General features: G+C 69.4%; 14 protein-coding genes. 7 read left to right on the top strand and 7 right to left on the bottom strand.

Annotated features, from left to right (window positions below):
* Positions 1-6 precede the first annotated feature (6 nt).
* The 6 genes from ndk to proB all read left to right on the top strand — a co-directional run bounded on the left by ndk (position 7) and on the right by proB (position 7,778).
* Positions 7-426, top strand: a complete 420-nt coding sequence (gene ndk / locus ACPCXD_RS08045) for a nucleoside-diphosphate kinase (protein WP_160876542.1) — start codon at positions 7-9, stop codon at positions 424-426.
* 444 nt (positions 427-870) lie between these two features.
* On the top strand, positions 871-4,182 hold the full coding sequence (locus ACPCXD_RS08040; protein ID WP_423659129.1) for a translation initiation factor IF-2 N-terminal domain-containing protein: 3,312 nt from the start codon (positions 871-873) through the stop codon (positions 4,180-4,182).
* Positions 4,183-4,416: 234 nt separating this feature from the next.
* Positions 4,417-4,728 (top strand): 50S ribosomal protein L21, encoded by a 312-nt coding sequence (gene rplU, locus ACPCXD_RS08035; RefSeq protein ID WP_006551183.1) that lies wholly within the window; start codon positions 4,417-4,419, stop codon positions 4,726-4,728.
* 36 nt (positions 4,729-4,764) lie between these two features.
* Positions 4,765-5,028: a 50S ribosomal protein L27 gene (gene rpmA, locus ACPCXD_RS08030; protein WP_006551184.1), complete on the top strand. Its 264-nt coding sequence runs from the start codon at positions 4,765-4,767 to the stop codon at positions 5,026-5,028.
* A 137-nt stretch (positions 5,029-5,165) separates the two neighbouring features.
* Entirely contained in the window at positions 5,166-6,623 is a 1,458-nt protein-coding gene (gene obgE, locus ACPCXD_RS08025) for a GTPase ObgE (protein WP_016691889.1), read from the top strand.
* Positions 6,624-6,674: 51 nt separating this feature from the next.
* Positions 6,675-7,778: a glutamate 5-kinase gene (proB, locus tag ACPCXD_RS08020; RefSeq protein ID WP_016691890.1), complete on the top strand. Its 1,104-nt coding sequence runs from the start codon at positions 6,675-6,677 to the stop codon at positions 7,776-7,778.
* Between the two features lie 32 nt (positions 7,779-7,810).
* On the opposite strand, the gene ACPCXD_RS08015 is transcribed toward proB, so the two are convergent.
* Entirely contained in the window at positions 7,811-8,656 is an 846-nt protein-coding gene (locus tag ACPCXD_RS08015; protein WP_016691891.1) for an NAD-dependent protein deacetylase, read from the bottom strand.
* A gap of 5 nt (positions 8,657-8,661) precedes the next feature.
* On the bottom strand, positions 8,662-10,200 hold the full coding sequence (locus tag ACPCXD_RS08010; protein WP_026061077.1) for an ATP-dependent DNA ligase: 1,539 nt from the start codon (positions 10,198-10,200) through the stop codon (positions 8,662-8,664).
* 136 nt (positions 10,201-10,336) lie between these two features.
* Between ACPCXD_RS08010 and ligD the strand changes: the two genes are divergently transcribed.
* Positions 10,337-11,284: a non-homologous end-joining DNA ligase gene (gene ligD / locus ACPCXD_RS08005; protein WP_026061078.1), complete on the top strand. Its 948-nt coding sequence runs from the start codon at positions 10,337-10,339 to the stop codon at positions 11,282-11,284.
* Positions 11,285-11,322: 38 nt separating this feature from the next.
* On the opposite strand, the gene ACPCXD_RS08000 is transcribed toward ligD, so the two are convergent.
* From ACPCXD_RS08000 to ACPCXD_RS07980, 5 genes are all read right to left on the bottom strand, one after another.
* Positions 11,323-12,258: a D-isomer specific 2-hydroxyacid dehydrogenase family protein gene (locus ACPCXD_RS08000; protein WP_229567909.1), complete on the bottom strand. Its 936-nt coding sequence runs from the start codon at positions 12,256-12,258 to the stop codon at positions 11,323-11,325.
* Between the two features lie 49 nt (positions 12,259-12,307).
* Positions 12,308-12,706, bottom strand: coding sequence for an ectoine synthase (locus tag ACPCXD_RS07995; protein ID WP_016691895.1), 399 nt, complete (start codon positions 12,704-12,706; stop codon positions 12,308-12,310).
* Positions 12,707-12,764: 58 nt separating this feature from the next.
* Positions 12,765-14,054: a diaminobutyrate--2-oxoglutarate transaminase gene (gene ectB / locus ACPCXD_RS07990; RefSeq protein ID WP_016691896.1), complete on the bottom strand. Its 1,290-nt coding sequence runs from the start codon at positions 14,052-14,054 to the stop codon at positions 12,765-12,767.
* A gap of 61 nt (positions 14,055-14,115) precedes the next feature.
* A complete protein-coding gene (ectA, locus tag ACPCXD_RS07985; protein ID WP_088897347.1) occupies positions 14,116-14,622 on the bottom strand; it encodes a diaminobutyrate acetyltransferase in 507 nt (168 codons plus the stop codon).
* A 216-nt stretch (positions 14,623-14,838) separates the two neighbouring features.
* Complete coding sequence (locus tag ACPCXD_RS07980; protein ID WP_145691826.1) at positions 14,839-16,953, bottom strand: RecQ family ATP-dependent DNA helicase; 2,115 nt, start codon at positions 16,951-16,953, stop codon at positions 14,839-14,841.
* Between the last annotated feature and the right edge of the window lie 172 nt (positions 16,954-17,125).

Raw genomic sequence — 17,125 nt, 5'->3', positions numbered from 1 at the left:
TGTCGCGTGACTGAGCGGACCCTGGTACTGATCAAGCCCGACGGCGTCGCACGCCGTCACGTCGGAGAGATCCTCTCGCGCATCGAGCGCAAGGGGCTGGACATCATGGCTCTCGAGCTGCGCACCGCGACCGAGGAGGTCGCCGGAGCGCACTACGCCGAGCACGAGGGCAAGCCCTTCTACCCCTCGCTGATCGAGTTCATCACCGGCGGCCCCCTCGTGGCCGCGGTCCTCGAAGGCCCCCGCGCGATCGCGGCGTTCCGGCAGCTCGCCGGTGGCACCGATCCGGTCGAGAAGGCCGTGCCCGGTTCGATCCGTGGCGATCTCGGCCTGGATCCGGGCGAGAACCTGGTCCACGGCTCCGACTCGGTGGAGTCCGCCGAGCGCGAGATCGCTCTCTGGTTCCCCGCCCTGGCTGCGAAGTAACAGCCCCGCACGAGCGGCGCCTGGCGTGTCGCTCACGAAACCTCTCGGGCGTCGCGCTTCGCGCCTCCCGACACCGCCGACGGCGCCCTCCGGGGCGCCGTTGGCGTATCCGTGCATCTCCGTGTGGGATACTGGCAGAGGTTGCCCCGCACACACCGCGTGCGGAGCAGCCGAACGACATCACGGATCGATGCCCGACATCGCTGTGGCCGAGGACGAAGGAGACACCTCGCTCGGCGGCACGCTGGATGTTCCGGCGCTCGACCCGCGATCAAGCCAGGCATTGCTCGGCCGTGCAGTGAAAACGGGCACCGGACGACCGCGCGATGCGAGACCGGAAGGACTCGCGCCCACCCGGCGCGAGTACACAAGCTGCGCCCCCGCGTGGCCGCTCACATCGCTGTTGTCGGTGGTGGACGCGCCCGGGGGCCTTAGGAGACCTACGTGGCCGATCAAGAGCCGCCGGAGAACAACTCGATCGAAGCGTCGGACGCAGGGGGACGGAACCTCCTCGGTCTGCCTGCCAAGATCCGCGTCCATGCCCTCGCCAAGCTGCTGGGGCTGACCAGTAAGCAGGTGATTGCGAAAGCCGCCGAGCGCGGCACCGAGCTGCGCAGTGCGCACTCGACCCTCCCACGCGACGTCGCGGAGGACCTGCACGCCGCGTTGAGCGACGACACGGGCACGCCCGAACCCACCGTGCAGGAAGCCGGGACGGCTCCCGAACCTGCAGCACAGACGGCTCCCGAGGCCGAGACTGCTCCCGAGCCCGTCGCCGAGGCGACTCCCGAGCCTGCGGCCGAGGTGGCGGAGATCGCCGAGGCGGTGCCGGTCGAGAGCGACGAGCTGCGACCCGCCGAGAAGACTGCGGACGAGACCGCGCCGCAGGCCGTCGACATCCCCTCCGTCGGAGGACCCACCGGGCTGTTCACGTCGGTGGAGCAGAGCACTCCGCTGTTCGAGATGCCCGAGCCGTCGACGACGGCCGAGCCGATCGTCGCCGCACCGCTGTTCCTCCAGCCCGAGGTGCCCTCGCCGGCCGAGGAGGAGGAGACCCGCCCGCGTCGCCGACGCGCACGCCGCGGCAAGGACACCGTGCAGGCGCCGGCCGAGGACGAGCAGCAGACCGCCGAGCCGGCCGCTGCCGAGTCCACCGAGGAAGCGCCGTCGCAGCAGGCCGAGGAAGACCAGGACGACCAGCCGCGTCGCCGCCGCCGCGGACGTCGCGGTCGTGGACGTGGCCGCGGGGACGGCACCGACACCGACCAGCAGGACGAGACCACCGCGACCGGCGAGGACACCGAGTCCGCCGCCGCGGAGACGGAGAAGCCCGCTGCAGCGGAGTCCACCGCAGCGGAGACTCCTGCAGAGGAGACCGCCGGCACCGAGGAGAGCACCTCCGACGAGGCCGCCTCGGGCGACGAGCAGAGCAGCGACGAGCACGACACCGACGACGAGCAGGGCGGGGGGACGTCCCGCCGCCGCCGCCGTCGCCGTCGTCGTCGCGGTTCCGACACCGACACCGCGAGCACCGACGACGACTCGGTTCCCACGGTCGTCCACGAGCGGGAGCCGCGTCCGAAGAACCGCGCCAAGGACGAGGTCCAGGGCATCAGCGGCTCCACGCGTCTCGAGGCGAAGCGTCAGCGTCGGCGCGACGGCCGCGAGGCCGGTCGCCGCCGGCCCCCGATCCTCACCGAATCCGAGTTCCTCGCCCGCCGCGAGGCCGTCGACCGGGTCATGGTCGTGCGCGAACGCACGGGCGGTTCCCACGCGGGCATGACGCAGGTCGCGGTGCTCGAGGACGGCATCCTCGTCGAGCACTTCGTCACGACCTCCGGGTCGGCGTCGATGGTCGGCAACATCTACCTCGGCCGCGTGCAGAACGTCCTTCCGTCCATGGAGGCGGCGTTCATCGACATCGGCCGTGGCCGCAACGGCGTGCTCTACGCCGGTGAGGTGAACTGGGAGGCCGCGGGCCTCGGAGGCAATTCCCGCAAGATCGAGCAGGCCCTCAAGCCCGGCGACCAGGTGGTCGTGCAGGTCAGCAAGGACCCGGTCGGTCACAAGGGTGCACGTCTGACCACCCAGATCAGCCTCGCCGGACGCTTCCTGGTGTACGTGCCGGGCGGTTCGTCGACGGGCATCAGCCGCAAGCTGCCCGACACCGAACGCAAGCGTCTCAAGGACATCCTCCGCGAGATCGTCCCCTCCGAGGCGGGCGTGATCATCCGTACCGCCGCCGAGGGCGTGAGCGAGGAGGAACTCTCGCGCGACGTCACCCGTCTGCAGACGCAGTGGGAGGCGATCCGGGAGCAGTCCGAGAAGCTGCAGGCCGACGCATCGGGACAGCCGAAGACCCTCTACGAGGAGCCGGATCTGCTCGTGAAGGTCGTGCGCGACCTGTTCAACGAGGACTTCTCCAAGCTCGTCATCGAGGGCGACTCGGCGTGGAACACCGTGGAGAGCTACATCCGGACGGTCGCACCCGACCTGCTGCCGCGTGTCGAGCGCTACCGCTCGGAGAACTCGGTGGACGTCTTCGGCGCGCACCGCATCGACGAGCAGCTCGCGAAGGCTCTCGACCGCAAGGTGTGGCTGCCCTCCGGCGGCACGCTCGTCATCGACCGCACCGAAGCGATGACCGTCATCGACGTCAACACCGGCAAGTTCACCGGGTCCGGCGGCAACCTCGAGGAGACGGTCACCCGTAACAACCTCGAGGCGGCCGAGGAGATCGTCCGCCAGATGCGCCTGCGCGACATCGGCGGCATGATCGTCGTCGACTTCATCGACATGGTGCTCGAGTCCAACCGCGATCTCGTGCTGCGGCGCCTGACCGAGGCTCTCGGCCGGGACCGCACCCGCCACCAGGTCTCGGAGGTCACCTCGCTCGGCCTGGTCCAGATGACGCGCAAGCGGCTCGGGACCGGTCTCGTCGAGGCGTTCTCCACCACCTGTGAGCACTGCAGCGGCCGCGGCCTCATCGTGCACTCGGAGCCGATCGAGTCGAAGTCCTCGGACGACTCCGGTCGTTCGTCCGGCGGTGGTTCGCGGCGCAAGCGTGGACGCGACAAGAGCTCGCAGGAGCCCGCCGCCGAGACGCACGCGACGCCGTCGCCCGAAGAGGTCGTCAAGCGTGCCGCGCACCCCGTGGCGCTCGCCATGGCCGCGCACAACTCGACACCGGCCGCGGACGCTCCGGAGGCAGAGTCGGCAGCAGCGGCCGAGGCCGCATCCGAGACGGCGGCCGACGTCGACCCGGTCAAGGTCACCGAGCCGCTGCGGGCCGTCGAGCCCGAGAAGGTCGCCGCACCGACGAAGGAGCCCGTCGCAGGGGAGGACGCCACCACGGTGACGACCGCCTCCGACGAGCCCGCCGAGATCGAAGCCGAGGTCGCAGCGGCCGAATCCGCGGTCGCAGAGACCGCTGTTCCCGAGGCTGCCGTGTCCGGGACGGCCGTCTCCGGCGCGGGGGAGAGCACCGACGGTGCGGCTTCCGTCGAGGCCGCAGAACCGGCTCCGCGTCGTCGTCGGGCCCGCAGGGTCGCACGGGCGGCCGCAGCGCCCGCCGGTGACGGTGGACCTGCAGCCAAGGTGTTCGTCGTCCCCGCGACGACCGACACGTCGACGGGGGCCGAGTCGGACTCCCGGCCGAGCACACCGGTCGAGACGCCGGTGGAGATCGTGCGGCGGCCGCGTTCGCGGCGTGCCGCAGGGCGCCCCGCCGGACCTCCGGTGGACGCCGAAGCGTGACCCTCCGCTTCCGGGCCGGTCACGACCGGCCCGGAAGCAGGCACTACCGTGCCACCCGGTTTGACCCTGGGAGTCACCTTCCCGTAATCTTGTTCAGTCGCTACTCGGCGATAGTGCCCAGCCGCGTCCGGATTCAGGATGCCGGCGGGACCCGAGTCAGCAACCACACCAGACCAGTCGCGTCCGCAGCACTGTGGCGCGAGCACGTTCGAAGAAGCAAGGGGTAGCCGTCCGATGGCAACGTACGCGATCGTCAAGACCGGCGGTAAGCAGTACAAGGTCGCTGAAGGCGACCTCGTCAAGGTCGAGAAGATCGAGGGTGAGCCCGGCGCTGCTGTCTCGCTTGCCCCGGTCCTCGTCGTCGACGGATCCGAACTGACCACCGACGCCGACAAGCTGGCCAAGGTCTCGGTCACCGGCGAGATCGTCGAGCACACCAAGGGCCCGAAGATCCGCATCCACAAGTTCAAGAACAAGACCGGGTACCACAAGCGCCAGGGCCACCGTCAGAAGCTGACGGTCGTCAAGGTCACCGGCATCAAGTAAACCGAGCTTCGAGCTTCAACCCCAGGAGGGTTCGTCATGGCACACAAGAAGGGCGCATCCAGCTCCCGTAACGGTCGCGATTCGAACGCACAGCGCCTCGGCGTCAAGCGCTTCGGTGGCCAGGCCGTCAACGCCGGCGAGATCATCGTGCGCCAGCGCGGCACCCACTTCCACCCCGGCGTGAACGTGGGACGCGGCGGCGACGACACGCTGTTCGCCCTCGCGGCCGGTGCCGTCGAGTTCGGTACCAAGCGCGGTCGCAAGACCGTCAACATCGTTCCGGCTGCGGCAGACGCCTGATCTGCCGTCCGGTAACGGACACCGCGGGACCAGCTCCCGCGACATACTCCCAATAGGGGCGGGCCAGGGTCGCACACCCTGACCCGCCCTTGTTGCGTTGATCACCAGGTTTGTTTAGGACGAGAGAAGGTCCACCCATGTCCCGCTTCATCGACCGGGTGGTGCTGCACGTCAGCGCCGGCAAGGGCGGCAACGGCTGCGCCTCCGTCCACCGCGAGAAGTTCAAGCCGCTCGGCGGCCCCGACGGCGGTAACGGAGGAAACGGCGGCGACGTCGTCCTCGAAGTCGACCGCAACGTCCACACCCTGCTCGACTTCCACTTCCACCAGCACGCCAAGGCGACCAACGGTGCCCAGGGCGCCGGCGGCCACCGCAACGGTGCCAACGGCGGCGACCTCGTCCTGAAGGTTCCCGACGGCACCGTCGTGCTCGACCGCGACGGCCGGATCCTCGCCGACCTCGTGGGCACCGGCACACGTTTCGTCGCCGCGCACGGCGGTCGCGGTGGTCTCGGCAATGCCGCACTCGCGTCGAAGGCACGCAAGGCCCCCGGCTTCGCGCTGCTCGGCGAGGAAGGCGAGGAACTCGACCTCGTCCTCGAACTGAAGTCCGTCGCCGACGTCGGCCTCGTGGGCTTCCCCTCGGCCGGCAAGTCGTCGCTCGTGTCGGTGCTGTCGGCCGCCAAGCCGAAGATCGCCGACTACCCGTTCACCACCCTCGTGCCGAACCTCGGTGTGGTGCAGTCGGGCGACACGACCTTCACCGTCGCCGACGTGCCCGGCCTGATCCCCGGCGCCAGTGAGGGACGTGGCCTCGGCCTCGACTTCCTCCGGCATCTCGAGCGCTGCGCCGTGCTCGCGCACGTCGTCGACTGCGCGACCCTCGAACCCGGCCGCGACCCGATCTCCGACATCGACGCGCTCGAGGCCGAACTCGCCGCCTACCAGCCCGCGCTGTCGGGCGACAGCGGACTCGGCGACCTCGCCGAGCGCCCCCGCATCGTGATCCTCAACAAGGCCGACGTGCCCGACGCGAAGGAACTCGCCGAGTTCGTCACCCCCGAACTCGAGGCCCGCGGCTGGCCGGTCTTCACGATCTCGGCCGTGAGCCGCGACGGCCTGCGTCCGCTGACGTTCGCCCTCGCGAAGATGGTCGACGAGTACCGCGAGGCACATCCGCCGGCCGCGCCGACCCGCCCGGTGATCCGTCCCGTCGCCCGCGACGAGGAGGCCTTCACCGTGGTCCGCGATCCCGAGGTGCCCGGCGGATTCATCGTGCGGGGCACCCGTCCCGAGCGGTGGGTGCGCCAGACGGCCTTCGACAACGACGAGGCCGTGGGCTATCTCGCCGATCGCCTCGCACGTCTCGGCGTCGAGGACAAGCTCGTCAAGCTCGGCGCGGAACCCGGATGCTGGGTCACCATCGGCGAGGTCGGCTTCGAGTGGGAACCGCAGACGCAGGCCGGCGTGGACGTCGTGCCCACCGGTCGCGGCACGGACGCCCGTCTCGACCAGGTCGACCGCGTCGGCGCCGCCGAGCGTCGCCACGCGAAGAAGGTGCGCCGCGGTCTGGCCACCGACGACGAGTTCGAGTAACCGGCCCCGCGTTCCCACCGTTCAGGAAGCCCGAAGCGTACCGAGGAGAACATGAGCGACACCCGGGAGGTCGTCTCCCACGCCCGCAGCGTAGTGGTCAAGATCGGCTCGTCGGCGATCACGAGCCTGGTGGGCGGGCTCGACCGCGGCCGGCTCGATCGGCTCGTCGACGCCATCGAGTCCCGGATCCGCACGGGCTCGAGTGTCGTCGTGGTCTCCTCGGGTGCGGTCGGTGCCGGGCTCGCACCGCTCGGCCTCACGAGCAGGCCGCGTGATCTCGCGACGAAGCAGGCCGCGGCGAGCGTCGGGCAGCTCACCCTCGCCCACGCCTGGGGCACCTCCTTCGCCCGCTACGACCGCACCGTGGGCCAGGTGCTCCTCACCGCCGACGACATCGGCCGGCGCACCCAGCACCGCAACGCGCAACGCACCCTCGACCGGCTGCGCTCGCTCGGTGCGGTGCCGGTGGTCAACGAGAACGACACCGTCGCGACCGTCGAACTGCGCTTCGGCGACAACGACCGGCTCGCCGCGCTCGTCGCGCATCTCATCGGCGCCGAGGCGCTGATCCTGCTGTCCGACGTCGACGGTCTGTACGACGGGGATCCGCGCAAGGGCTCCGCGAACCTCATCCCCGAGGTCCGCACCCCCGAGGATCTCGACGGTGTGGTCGCCGGGTCTGGTGGCGCGCTGGGCACCGGTGGCATGGCGTCGAAACTGTCCGCAGCCCGTCTCGCGGCGGACTCCGGCGTGCCGGTGCTGCTCGCCGCCGCCTCCCAGGCCGATCGTGCGCTGGGTGCCGCCGACGTCGGCACGGCCTTCGCGGCCCGCCCGCAGCGTCTGTCGGCGCGGCGCTTCTGGGTGCGGCACGCCGCCGACGTCCACGGCTCGCTGTATCTCGACGAGGGTGCCGTGCGGGCCGTGGTGGAGCGGCGGCGCTCGCTGCTCGCCGCTGGAATCACCGGCACCAGTGGCGGTTTCCACGCAGGCGACGTGGTCGGCATCGTCGCACCCGACGGCCGCACGGTCGCGCGCGGTGTGGTGGCCTACGACGCGTCCGAACTCGATTTCATGATCGGCTTCTCGACCGGTCAGCTGCCGCCGGATCTCCAGCGGCCCGTCGTGCACGCCGATGACCTCGTCCGGGTGGTCTGAGAGCCGTCACCCGCTCGGTGCGGTCGTCGCCGTCACCGGCTCGGTGCAGTCACTGCGTCGGCCAGGAAGGCGAGGGTCTCCGAGGTGCCCGCCTCGAGCTTGAGGGTCGCCAGCACATCCCCGCGCGTGGGGCCACGATTGATCACCACCACCGGGATGTTCCGCTGTGCGGCGCGGCGCACGAAACGCAGCCCCGACTGCACCGTCAGCGAACTTCCGGCGACCAGCAGGGCGTCGGAGCCGTCGACCACCGAGAAGGCGAGTTCGACCCGCGGGCGCGGCACCGTCTCGCCGAAGTACACGATGTCGGGTTTGAGCATCCCGCCGCAGCGGTCGCAGTCCACTACGACGAAGTCCTCGGTGTCGGTGACCACTGCGTCCGCGTCGGGGGCGACCTCGAGACCTGTCGTCGCGCGCATCCGGTCGTCGAATCCCGGATTGGCCGCGCACAGCCGCTCGTGCAGCGTGAACCGCGAGATGCGGTGCTCGCACGACAGGCACCGGACCTGCGCGTAGGTGCCGTGCAGGTCGACGACCCGCCGGCTGCCTGCCTTCGTGTGCAGCAGGTCGACGTTCTGGGTGATCACACCGACGACGGAACCGGCGCGTTCGAGGGCCGCGAGCGCCCGGTGCCCGGCGTTGGGGCGGGCGGCGTCCATGTGTTTCCAGCCGACGTGGTTGCGCGCCCAGTAGCGTTGCCGGAACTCCGCATCGCCGACGAACTGCTGGTAGGTCATCGGGTTGCGCGGGGGCGAGTCGGGTCCGCGATAGTCGGGGATACCGGAGTCCGTCGACAGCCCGGCGCCGGTGAGAACCGCGATCCGACGGCTGTGCAGGAGAGCGGGCAGGTCGTCGGAACGGAGTGGAACGTCGATCACCCCATCTACGGTAGGCCGCTTCCGGGCACCGGCGCTGCGGGCAGGAGCGCGCGCACCGCGTCGATGGTGTCGGCGTCGGCAGCGGACTTGTCGGGCCGGTACCGCAGCACCCGTGCGAAGCGCAGCGCCACCCCGCCCGGATAGCGGCTGCTGGTCTGCACTCCGTCGAGCTCGATCTCGACGACGATCGCGGGTCGCAGGTGGACGGTGTGCTCGTCGCGGTGTGTCTCGTAGCGCGGGAATTCCTCTGTCTGCCACTGCAGCAGCGCGTCGGTGAGTCCCTTGAACGTCTTCCCGACCATGATCGGCGGACCACCGTCCGGGTCGCGGGCACCGAGGTGCAGATTGGACAGGAAGCCGGTGCGGCGCCCGTAACCCCACTCGGCGGCGAGCACCACGAGGTCCAGGGTGTGCTCGGGCTTGACCTTCTGCCACGCTCGGCCCCGGCGTCCGGCGGTGTAGGTCGACGTGAGGGACTTCACCATCACACCCTCGTGACCGTTGCCGAGCGAGTCACCGAGATGCGCCTCGGCGCTGTCGGCGTGCGGGGCGACCAGCGTCGGGATGCGGTGCTCACCCGCGACATGGGCGAGACGGTCGAGACGCACCGACAGCGGCTCGTCGAGCAGGTCGTCGCCGTCGAGGTGCAGGCAGTCGAAGAAGTACGGGTGGAGGAGCAGTTCGCGTTCGGAGCGGGCGCCGAACCGGCTCATGGTCTCCTGGAACGGTCGGGGACGGCCGGAATCGGTGAGCGCGAGCGTCTCGCCGTCGAGCACGACACTGCGGCACGGCAGCGCCCGGACGAGTTCGACCAGTTCGGGAACCGACGCGGTGATGTCGCGCAGTGTGCGGGTGAAGATCCACACGGCGTCCTCGTGGCGGTGCACCTGGATGCGTGCGCCGTCGAGTTTGTACTCCACGCTCACCGCCCCGTCGAACTCGGTCAGGGCCGCCTCGAGCGACTCGGCGGGCGAGGCGAGCATCGGCCGGACCGGTCGGCCGAGTTCCAGGCCGAACTCCGCCAGCGCGTCCACACCACCGTCGAAGGCCGCCGCTGCGGCCTGGGCGAGGCGACCCGACAACATCACCGCCCGGCGGACCGGTTCGACGGGGAGACCGGCTGCCGCTGCGACCGCATCGGTCATCACCCCTTCGAGCGCACCCTGCCGCAGCTCACCGCCGAGGAGCGCGACGAGGAAACGCTGCTCGCCCTCGGTGGCCCGGCCGAACAGGTCCAGGAGCAGTTGCTGCCGCGCGGCGGTGGATCCCGGACCTGAGATGTCGGCGAGCCGGTCGAGGAAACCGGACACCTCGTCGACGGAGAGCGTCGGATCGTCGGCGACCGGTGCGGAGAGACCGGCAAGGGTGCGGAAGCCGACACCCAGGCGGCCCTGGGTCATCTCTCCGGACAACCACGAGACCACCGCTTCGACCTCGTGGGATTCGGCGCGCTCCAGTAATTCCCGCAGCAGATCGATCTTGGTGCGTCGTGACCGCGTGGCGGCGACGGCGACGGACGTGTCGACAACCGAGTGCAGCAGCATCGCTTCGACGTTAGCGCCCGGCCGTGCCACGCGGAGGAAATCGTGCGCCGGGGTGTATTTCCGCACGCAGACGGGAATCGAGAGGCCAGGATGGTGCACGGGACGCGTGCATGAGCGGGAGGGACGGGAGACGCGGATGAGCAAGGACTCCGAGGCGGTCGAGCTCGACGTGGACGGTCGCCCGGTGCGTATCACGCATCCCGACCGCGTGTACTTCCCCGAGATCGGGGCGACCAAGCTCGATCTCGCGAACTACTACCTGAGCGTGGGGGAGGGGATCGTCCGGGCGCTCCGTGAGCGGCCCTGCATGCTGCACCGGTTCCCCGACGGACTCGAAGGGCAGAAGGTGCACCAGAAGCGGCTGCCCCGCGGGGCGCCGGACTGGGTCGAGACCGTGCGGGTGCACTTCCCGCGTTACGACCGCGACGCCGACGAACTGTGCGTCACCCACCTCGCCGATGTGGTGTGGGCCGTGCAGATGTCCACCGTGGAGTTCCATCCGTGGAACTCGCGGCGCAGCGACGTGGAGCGGCCCGACGAATGGCGGATCGACCTCGACCCGATGCCCGACTGCGATTTCGACCGGGTGCGGCGCGTGGCGTCGGTGGCGCACGAGGTGCTCGACGAGCTCGGTGCCGTGGGCTGGCCGAAGACCTCGGGCGGCGACGGCCTGCACGTCTACGTCCGGATCGCACCGGAGTGGGAGTTCGACGATGTCCGAAGGGCCGCATGGGCTTTCGCGCGGGAGGTGGAGCGACGCGCGCCGGGGGACGTGACGACGGCGTGGTGGCGCAAGGAACGTGATCCGTCGGCGGTCTTCGTCGACTACAACCAGAACTCGCGCGACCACACGATCGCCAGTGCCTATTCGGTCCGCGGTGTACCGGAGGCAACGGTCTCCACGCCGGTGCGGTGGGACGAGATCGACGACCTCGATCCGCGGGATTTCACGATCCGGACCGTGCCGAAGCGGTTCGAGGAACTGGGCGACCTGCACGCGGGGATCGACGACGCGGTCTTCGCCCTCGATCCGCTGCTGGAATGGGCGGAACGCGACGAGAAGCAGGACAAGGGGTCGGAGTGAGCGCTGTGGTCGGACAACTGTGGTCCGGTAGATGTGGCCTAGTAGCCGGCGCTGGGATCGACGACCCCGATCGGCACGAGGCCGGACGCGAACCGCGTGACGTTCTCGGTCACGTGCTCGAGATAGGCCGGGATGCGCAATGGGGGCGGATTGGCGTCGTGGGGCGTGATCACGGCGTTGGGGAGCGTCCACAACGGATGATCGTCGGGGAGCGGTTCGGGGTCGGTGACGTCGAGCCCTGCACCGCCGATCGCGCCGGATCGTAGGGCGGCGACGAGGGCGTCGGTGTCGACGAGATCACCCCGGGCGACGTTGACGACCCACGCCGTGGATTTCATCGCTGCGAGTTCGGTTGCGCCGACGAGGCGTTCGACGTCGAGGGTGGCAGTCGCGGAGATGACGAAATGATCTGCCAGAGTCCATATCTCGTCGATGCGTTCGACGGGGAACGTCTCGACGGCCCCGGGCACGGGACGACCGCTGCGGGTGACGGCGAGCGCATGTGCGCCCAGCGTGGCCAGCATCGGGATCAGTGCACGACCGACACCACCGGCACCGATGATCCCGACCGTCGCGCCGCGGAGGGTGCCGACGGCGGGCGCGAGGCTCTCGGGTGCCCACGAGGTGGCCGCCAGATGCGCGGGTAGGGCCCGGACCCCGGCGAGCAGGAGCAGGAGCGCGTGCTCGGCGACGGTCGTGGAGTAGGCGGCGGCCGCCGACGTCCAGGTGACGCGAGGATGAGCCTTGACGACGCCCTGCGACAGCCAGTACTCGACACCGGCGGACGGAAGCTGCACCCAGCGGACGGAGGCGGGGAGGACCTCGGGGAAGTCCTGCGGCCCGGCCGCCCAGACGAGCGCGTCCGGGGTGTCCTCGAGTCCGCAGGGCACGCCGCCCCCGCCCGAGACCGCCCGTTCGAAACGGGGGTCGCGCTCGGGGCCGACAGCGATGCGGGGCGCACGCTCGGGAGTCATGGTCTCGACTCTAAGCGTCCGCCCCGCATCGGTCACGTGGTTACCGCACTCAGGCGGGTTCGACGATCAACGGGTACACACCGTTCTCGTCGTGCACCTCACGGCCGGTGACCGGGGGATTGAAGACGCACAGCATGCGCATGCGCGTCTCGGGGAGCACGCGGTGACGCTCGTGTCCGTTGAGCAGGTACATCGTGCCCGGAGCGAGGTCGTACTCCACGTCGTTGTCGAGGTCCTGGAGCTTGCCGGTGCCCTCGACGAGCCACACGGCCTCGACGTGGTTGGCGTAGTGGAACTCGTTGACGGTGCCGGGCTCGATGGTGGTCTCGTGGAACGAGAAGCCCACCTTGTCGCCGGCGAGGATGATGCGCTTGCTGCGCCACTGGCCGTCCTCCGAGACGACGTCGCGCTCGGTGCCGGTGATCTCTTCTGTCGTACGAACGATCATGGGTGTCGAAAGTCCTTCTTCTGCAAGTAGTTTCGGAACGGGCGGAGCGGGGGACCGCTCAGGAACGGACCTTGGCGGTCGCTTCCGCCAGGATGTTCAGCCCGAACTCGAGTTCGTCGTCGGTGATGGTCAGCGGCGGCAGCAGCTTGACGACCTCGTCCGACGGGCCGGAGGTCTCGGCGAGCAGGCCCTCCTCGAAGGCCAGGGCGCAGACCTTGTCGGCGTCCTCCGGCTTGTCGAAGACCAGGCCCTGGACCAGACCGCGGCCGCGGGTCGAGACGCCGTCGAACATGTCCGACAGGTTCATGAAGGTCTGGCGGATGCGCTCGCCCTTGCGCAGGGTGTCGCGCTCGAGCTTGTCGTCGGCCCAGTAGTGCTCGAGGGCGGCAGCCGCCGTCACGAAGGCCGGGTTGTTGCCGCGGAAGGTGCCGTTGTGCTCGCCCGGACCCCACACGTCGAGCTCACGCTTGAACAGGGTGAGCGCCAGCGGCATTCCGTATCCGCCGATCGACTTCGACAGGGTCACGATGTCGGGCGTGATGCCGGCGATCTCGAACGAGAAGAACGGGCCGGTGCGGCCGCAACCCATCTGCACGTCGTCGACGATCAGCAGGATGTCGCGTTCCTTGCACAGGTCGGCCAGAGCGCGAAGCCACTCGGGGCGAGCAACATTCACGCCGCCCTCACCCTGCACGGTCTCGACGATGACCGCGGCCGGACGGTTCAGGCCACTGCCCGCGTCGTCGAGCACGCGCGAGAACCACTGGAAGTCCTCGGTGACGCCGTTGAAGTAGTTGTCGAACGGCATCGGCGTGGCGTGGACGAGGGGGACACCCGCGCCGGCGCGCTTCATCGAGTTACCGGTCACCGAGAGCGCACCCAGGGTCATGCCGTGGAAAGCGTTGGTGAAGTTGATGATCGACTCGCGGCCGGTCACCTTGCGGGCGAGCTTGAGCGCTGCCTCGACGGCGTTCGTGCCGGTCGGGCCGGGGAACTGGACCTTGTAGTCCAGGCCGCGCGGCGCGAGCACGTGCGACTCGAAGGTCTCGAGCAGCTTGCGCTTGGCGACGGTGTGCATGTCGAGGCCGTGGGTGACGCCGTCGCTCATGATGTAGTCGACCAGGGCCGACTTGAGAACCGGATTGTTGTGGCCGTAGTTCAGGGCTCCGGCGCCGGCGAAGAAGTCGAGGTAGTCCTTGCCGTCCTCGCTGCGCAGCCAGGATCCCGATGCCTTGTCGAAAACGGCGGGCCAGCCGCGGCTGTAACTCCGAACCTCGGATTCGAGGTGCGAGAAAATCGCAGTATCGGGCTTACCGGTGGTCTCGGGCTTGTTTTCCAGGATGGTCATGTCGTGGTCCTCCTGTGATTATTCGAGAATTATGAAGATGTCGCGCGCACATGCGCTGCGATCATTCGCCGATGGTGTAGAGATCCTCGGCCAGATGTGAATCGGGGAAATCGTCGGGCGCGAACAACTCGGTGCGAGTGATATGCGTTCCGCGGCGACGTGCGAGAGCGGTGAACATTGCGATCGACGCTTCGTTGTCGGGACTCACCGTCGTTTCCAGACGGGTCACGCCGAGCGGCTCGAGTCGGTCGAGCAGTGCGTTGAGCATACGGCCGGCCACTCCACGTCCACGCTGGTCTGCGTCGACTGCCACCTGCCAGACGAACAAGGTGTTCGGGGAGTCGGGGCGGCGGTAGCCGGTCACGAATCCCACGGGGCGATCGGTGTCGTCCGTTGCGACGACCGATGTGTCTGCGAAATCGCGACACCACAGCACATATGCGTAACCGGAATTGACGTCGAGAACCTGCGAATCACGCGCGATCTGCCAGAGTCGTCTACCGTCGGCGATACGCGGACGCCGGAATTCGATTGCAGCCGGCTCACTACCGGACTCGGTGGCGGCCACGTCCGAAGAAGTGGTCGCGGTATTCGATTCAGCCGAGTCGGGGGTCGGGGTACTTCTTTCCTTGACGGGCCTCATATGTCCTTTCAACCTAACAACTTCCGGTGTCGAGATCACGCCCGTCTCCGGAATCGGGATCGGAACCCTGTGGTCCGTGCAGGTCGAGCGCATGTTGTGATGCCGGTCACAAACATGTTACGTCGGTCCTCCTCGTGGCGATTACTTCGGGCTCGCGAGTGCGTACGGCAACACCGCGTCGGCTCCCGCGGCGACGAGGGTTCTCGCCGCCATCGTGAACGTCCAGCCGGTGTCGGTCACCGCATCGACGAGCAGGATCGGACCAACCGACCCGACGTCGTCGGGTCGCTCCCACCCATCGATCAGTGCGGCGACCCGGTATGCCGAGTTCGCTGCCGTGGGCTCCGTATTCCCGCTTCGGCGTCGCAATACACCTAGATCTCGCAATCGTCCGATTTGTGCCAATCGGGACGCGAGTGACTCGACGAGCAGGGGGTGCGTGGGGGAGTCCATGGCCATGACGGCGGTGGGCCGCTCCTCCCAGTCCCACGCCGCGAGCACCGCGATCGACGCGTCGACCACCGCCTTCGGCACTTCGCGGTCCGGCCCGTCGAGCAGCTCGCGCAGTCGCGGTCCCCACCCCAGATCCGACAACCGGCCCAATACACGCCCCGGACGCGGACCGTCCGTGATCCGGCCCGACAGCGCGATCCCGAGGGTCGACATCCCCGTAGGCCACTGCCGTCGCGGTGGCAGATCGACGCCGGGGCGTTCGAGGCGGGCGCGGGTCCGGGCGACCTCGTCGTCGCCGACGGACGTCTCCCACCGGGAGCCGATGCAGTTGTCGCACCGGCCGCAGCCGGTGCCTGCAGCGTCGAGATCGGGGTCGTCGAGTTGACGGCGGAGGAAGACCATGCGGCATTCGGTGGTGCGCTCGTATTCGAGCATCGCCTCCTGTTCCGCGGTGCGCGCCTCCTCGAGGCGCCCGTAGCGCTCCTCGTCGTACACCCAGGGCTGCCCGGTGGCGAGCCAGCCGCCCTTGACCCTCTTCACTGCTCCGTCGACGTCGAGGACCTTGAGGACCATCTCCAGGCGGGAGCGCGTGAGGTCGACCCGCGGTTCGAGGGCGGGCGTCGATACCGGCCGTTCGGTATCGAGTGCTGCGATCACACGTCGGACGAGCTCCTCGTCCGGGAAGGCGACCGAGGCGAACCACTGCCAGATCCGGCGGTCCTCCGGGCCGGGGAGCAGAACCACCTCGGCGCGGTCGGTGGAGCGACCCGCACGCCCGACCTGCTGGTAGTAGGAGATCGGGGACGAGGGAGCGCCGAGGTGCACCACGAAGCCGAGGTCGGGTTTGTCGAAACCCATGCCGAGCGCCGAGGTCGCGACGAGCGCCTTGACCTTGTTGTCGAGGAGATCGGCTTCGAGCTGTTCGCGCTCGGTCGGTTCGGTCTGCCCGGTGTACGCCGCCACCGCGTAACCGTGGTCTGCGAGCAGCGCCGCGAGGTCGCGGGCGGCGGAGACCGTCAGCGCGTACACGATGCCCGAGCCCGGCAGATCCTTCAGATGCTGCGCGAGCCACGCTGCGCGTCGTGCCGGCTCGTCGATCCGCACCACCGACAGGTGCAGCGATGGACGGTCGAGGCCGCCGCGCAGCACGAGCGTGTCACCCGGGCCGTCGCTGCTGTTCCCACCGACACCGAGCTGGGCGGCGATGTCGGCGACGACGCGGTCGTTGGCAGTCGCCGTCGTCGCCAGCACGGGGATGTCGTCGCCGAGCTCGGCGACGAGGGTGCGGATGCGGCGGTAGTCGGGCCGGAAGTCGTGACCCCAGTCCGACACGCAGTGCGCCTCGTCGACGACCACCAGTCCGGCGTCGCGGGCGAGGGACGGCAGCACCTGGTCGCGGAAGTCGGGGTTGTTCAGGCGTTCGGGGCTGACGAGGAGGACGTCGACCTCGCCCGCCGCGATCCGCTCGTGGATCGCCGACCATTCCGTGACGTTGCCGGAGTTGATGGTCGCGGCGTGGACACCGGCCCGTTCGGCGGCCGCGACCTGGTTGCGCATCAGGGCGAGCAGCGGCGAGACGATCACCGTGGGACCCCGGCCCTGTCGACGCAGCAGCTTGGCGGAGATGAAGTAGACGGCCGACTTCCCCCAGCCCGTGCGCTGGACGACGAGGGCTCGGCGACGGTGCACCACGAGCGCTTCGATGGCGACCCATTGGTCGTCGCGGAGCCGGGCATCGGGGCCCGCCAACTCGCGGAGAAGGTGCTCGGCATCGTCGCGCAACAGGTCGGTGGAGTTCGTCATGTTGCAATCGTGCCCGACGGCGTTCCGTCACGGCGGCGGTGAACGGTTCTCCGGGGGCGGCGAACGGTACTGATGCGGCGGCGAACGGGGGATACCGTAGAGATGGCGGCGGAGCGGCTCGCGCGAAAGGTGGTGGCACCCAGTGTCAGTCAGCGTGGCGGAAATCATCGTG

Origin of the sequence: Rhodococcus sp. AB351 (assembly GCF_049538275.1) — a bacterium.
Taxonomy (GTDB): domain Bacteria; phylum Actinomycetota; class Actinomycetes; order Mycobacteriales; family Mycobacteriaceae; genus Rhodococcus.
This window is presented reverse-complemented; position numbering and strand designations above follow the sequence as displayed.

Excerpts from the sequence above, each read along its gene's own strand:
- rplU (WP_006551183.1), top strand. The coding sequence starts at position 4,417 with ATGGCAACGTACGCGATCGTCAAGACCGGCGGTAAGCAGTACAAGGTC.
- rpmA (WP_006551184.1), top strand. The coding sequence starts at position 4,765 with ATGGCACACAAGAAGGGCGCATCCAGCTCCCGTAACGGTCGCGATTCG.
- obgE (WP_016691889.1), top strand. The coding sequence starts at position 5,166 with ATGTCCCGCTTCATCGACCGGGTGGTGCTGCACGTCAGCGCCGGCAAG.
- proB (WP_016691890.1), top strand. The coding sequence starts at position 6,675 with ATGAGCGACACCCGGGAGGTCGTCTCCCACGCCCGCAGCGTAGTGGTC.
- ACPCXD_RS08010 (WP_026061077.1), bottom strand. The coding sequence starts at position 10,200 with ATGCTGCTGCACTCGGTTGTCGACACGTCCGTCGCCGTCGCCGCCACG.
- ligD (WP_026061078.1), top strand. The coding sequence starts at position 10,337 with ATGAGCAAGGACTCCGAGGCGGTCGAGCTCGACGTGGACGGTCGCCCG.
- ACPCXD_RS08000 (WP_229567909.1), bottom strand. The coding sequence starts at position 12,258 with ATGACTCCCGAGCGTGCGCCCCGCATCGCTGTCGGCCCCGAGCGCGAC.
- ACPCXD_RS07995 (WP_016691895.1), bottom strand. The coding sequence starts at position 12,706 with ATGATCGTTCGTACGACAGAAGAGATCACCGGCACCGAGCGCGACGTC.
- ectB (WP_016691896.1), bottom strand. The coding sequence starts at position 14,054 with ATGACCATCCTGGAAAACAAGCCCGAGACCACCGGTAAGCCCGATACT.
- ACPCXD_RS07980 (WP_145691826.1), bottom strand. The coding sequence starts at position 16,953 with ATGACGAACTCCACCGACCTGTTGCGCGACGATGCCGAGCACCTTCTC.